The sequence below is a fragment of the bacterium genome (assembly GCA_024228115.1).
In the GTDB taxonomy this organism is placed as follows: domain Bacteria; phylum Myxococcota_A; class UBA9160; order UBA9160; family UBA6930.
On the sequence record JAAETT010000472.1, the window covers coordinates 1 to 3,485 of the forward strand.

A 3,485-nucleotide genomic window follows, 5' to 3' on the forward strand; every position below is an offset into this window, starting at 1 on the left:
AGACACTACCTCGCGGCTCTCGATCGCGAACTCGACACCGATCCGACCGACACCGATTCGCCGTTCTGACGAGAAACCAGCACTCGCGCGCGACCACGGCTAGATGATCAGATTTCTACGGTTTCTCGTGATCGCCAACAGTACTGGATGATCGACGGCACAGGCATGGGAATGGCCTTCGGCGGATTGAACGCAAGCCTTCGCGATTTTGCCCGGTTCGGCCGGCTCTTCCTCCATCGGGGGCGCTGGAACGGCAGGCAGATCGTGCCCGCGGATTGGGTGGCCGCGTCCACCACCCCGGACGCCCCGCATCTGATGCCCGGCCCGAAGCCCGGAAGCGAAAACACGATGGGCTACGGCTACCAATGGTGGCTCCCCGAGGACTGGAAGGGCGACTTCATGGCGCTCGGCGTCTACAACCAGATGATCTACGTCGATCCGAACAGCAATCTCGTGATCGCCAAACACTCCGCGAACCGGGATTTCCAACGCAACGGGTTCGAGCCAACCCGCGAATCCCTCGCCCTGTGGCGGGCCATTGCCGTCGACCTCGCGAAGATGAGGTGACGCATGGGTTTCGCAGCCACGCCTCTCCGCCGAGTCGGGTTGGCTGCACCCTGAATCGATTCCGCCTTCCAGGTGTCAAGACCAGTGGGTGGTGGATCGATGAGGAGCTGTAGCGATGCCTTGCCGTTCCTGTCGCGTCGAACCCTGGCTTCTGATCCTCTTCACGCTCGTGGCCCCTCAGGCCCGAGGTGCGGATTCCTCATCAGGGCTCCCACCGATCCCGGCATCCCTCTACGACGCCCCCCCTCGCTGTGGGTCCGGCGGATCCTCGGCTCAGCGTGACGGACCTGAATCGCGCCGTGTTCAGCTTCCCCCTTCGCGGCTACCTGGCCCACCGTCTATGTCGGGGCGACGAGGATGTTCGTGCCGCGACCCTGGCTTCGCTTCGCCGGCTGCCTTCGTCACCGCAGACTCCTCCTCGGTCCTGGAGGCCCGAGCACTGGCTGCGGTTTGCCCACGCGGATCTGCTGGACGCATGCCTCGACCCGCTGGCCCTGTGCGATTGGGTGCGGGAGGCGATTCCTGGGGAGAACGCGCATCCGGGACGCGACCTTTTGTGGATGCGCCTCGCGACCTGCGGCGCCAGACCGGACCATGCGCGTTTCGAGCGGGAGCCAGCTCCGGAAGAGGCACTGATTCGCTATGCGAGGACGATGGGGTCGGCGGGCATTCCCTCCATGCGTCTCGAACGCGTACTCCGTCGTCGCATCGAGAAGGGGGACCCTGCTGGATTTGGCGAAGCGCTTGACGCATTCGCCTCCCTGGATCGGAATCGAACTGCCAACACGCTCGTCGAACTGCTCGATGGCGAGAACCGCGAGAACGTTCGCTGGGCGATCTCCCGCACCTTGGTGAGGCTGAGTGATCCTGAGGCTGCGAAGATCGGAGGGCGCGAGTGCCGCCGATCACTGGAGAAGAAGATCGAAGCCTGGCGGGCTCGAGGTTCTCCACGTCGGGGCTCCCCTCCTCACTATGGCGATCCGTGCTCCCGATCGGGCGGCGGCATCTTTCCACCAGGGACCGGGTTTTCCGACCGGCGACCGGAGAAGGGACATCCGGGTGTCAGGGCGGCGGGCTGGCTGGACAAGCACGCCACGGCGCTGCGCAACCTGACCCTGCGCGTGCGTCCCGATCTCGATCACGCGATCATCGTCGAGCGCCTGCCAGCCCTGGATGCGATGGTGATCGAGCAGGGTTACCGGCCGCGCCAGGTCTTCGTGAATGGCGACGCCATCATCGTTCCAGTGCCCCTCGACATCGATGAGCCGGACCCGGAAGAGGTGCTCCGCCTCGCGGCCGTGGTCGAGGAGGCGCTGAAGCAGCCGCGTGTCGTCGAGGCCTACCTGGGTGATCGGCGTTTTACCTTGGAGTTCCCCACGGACGATCGGCCCGATCTGGTTCTGTTCCTGAACGAACTCCTGGCCGCCGAAGGCAGCCTGCGACGACTGGAGTCGGGAGCTGGCTGGGACGAACGCGACGAAAATCCGAGGAGACGCCCCCCGGGTGGGCTGCCAACGGTTCCCTTTCTGCCGGCCTCGTTTGACTTGCCAGAGACGGCGACTTCGCCGCGCTAGCGGTTCTTCCGCGCCAAGATCATCGCCATCAGTCGTCCGCGGGTTCCGGCCATGCGGGAGATCCAGGTGCGCCCTTTCAGCCGCAGCACGGGATGCTCGAGCAGGTGCCACGACGCGATGGCAAAGGGCAGGGTCGCCAGTGTGGCGAATGCCGCCAGGGGCAGCGGGGTCACGCCTGGGCTGTTCGTGAGGATCAGCTGCTGAACCGGCCAGGCATAGATGTAGGTGCCGTAGGAGTAGTCTCCGATTCGATTGTAGCTACGCAGGATTCCGCCCGGAACGTATGCGAACCAGAACGTTCCGTACACCACGGCGATGTGCACTCCCGGTCTGAAGAAGGGTGTTCCACTCGCCGCGATGGCAAGAAGCGAGAAAAGCGCCATGAGCGGCGTGCTGATTGGGAGGGCGGTTCGGAACAGGAAACAAAACGCACCTGCGGCAAAGTAGACCGCCAGGTACGTTGTTCCGACCAGCCTGGACGCAAGCGCCGGATTCGAGAGGCATAGGCCGCCCAACCCGAGCAGGGCCATCAGAAACAACAAGCGCGTCTTCAGTAGGCCAAGCACGCCAAGTAGCCCGACAAAGACATACATGCGCACCTCGGACGGAAGCGTCCAGAGGGAGCCGTTCACGATCCTGTTCGGCAGATCCCAGAAAACTTCCGGGAGGAAGAATTCCACCTGATAGTGCAGCATGGTGGTATTGACCAGGAAGTACCGGGTGACCTGTTTGTGCGCCAGGAACGACTCGAGGGGCAATGGGCTGGCCCACGCGCCAATCGCCAGGCTGACGAGGACGGCTGCTATCAGGGCAGGATAGATCCGCAACACTCGCGCTTCGACGAACTGGGCCACGCTGCCCCGTGAGACAAAGCTCTTGGTCACCAGGTAACCGCTGATTACGAAGAACACCATCACGCCCAGTCTCGCGATGGTTAGTTCTTGATCAGGGTAAGCGGCCCGAAGCGGTTCCGAAGCGGATCGACCGCTCAACGCATAGCTGTGAGTGACGATGACCGCGACGGCGGCCGCCATCCGCAACAAATTGTAGTTGTTGTCCCGACCGCCTGAATCCAGCGTCGAGAGGGGCCGCCCACGAAACATCCGTTTCAGCTCGCCGATCCGATCCGCTGTTTCGACAGGTTGCATGCTCTGCAAGCCCTTTCGCCGACCCCCCATATCGAGGACCCGAACCTGGGCGGCAGTCTAGCCCGGAAAATTCATGAAGAAGTCTCGTTCTTGAATTGAAGAAGGCCCCAGTTGCGGTAGAAACGTGTTGCGACACCCGTTTCCCCTCAACAAGGGCCCCTTCATGAAGCCGGATTCTACCGCACAGACTGTCACC

General features: G+C 63.2%; 3 protein-coding genes. 2 read left to right on the plus strand and 1 reads right to left on the minus strand.

The window, feature by feature from the left end:
• Nucleotides 1–147 precede the first annotated feature (147 nt).
• Complete coding sequence (locus tag GY937_20365; GenBank protein MCP5059065.1) at nucleotides 148–567, plus strand: serine hydrolase; 420 nt, start codon at nucleotides 148–150, stop codon at nucleotides 565–567.
• Nucleotides 568–845: 278 nt separating this feature from the next.
• Nucleotides 846–2,141: a hypothetical protein gene (locus GY937_20370; protein MCP5059066.1), complete on the plus strand. Its 1,296-nt coding sequence runs from the start codon at nucleotides 846–848 to the stop codon at nucleotides 2,139–2,141.
• Here the strand turns inward: GY937_20370 and GY937_20375 are convergent.
• A complete protein-coding gene (locus tag GY937_20375) occupies nucleotides 2,138–3,289 on the minus strand; it encodes an acyltransferase (GenBank protein ID MCP5059067.1) in 1,152 nt (383 codons plus the stop codon). The genes GY937_20370 and GY937_20375 overlap by 4 nt on opposite strands.
• Nucleotides 3,290–3,485: the final 196 nt, after the last annotated feature.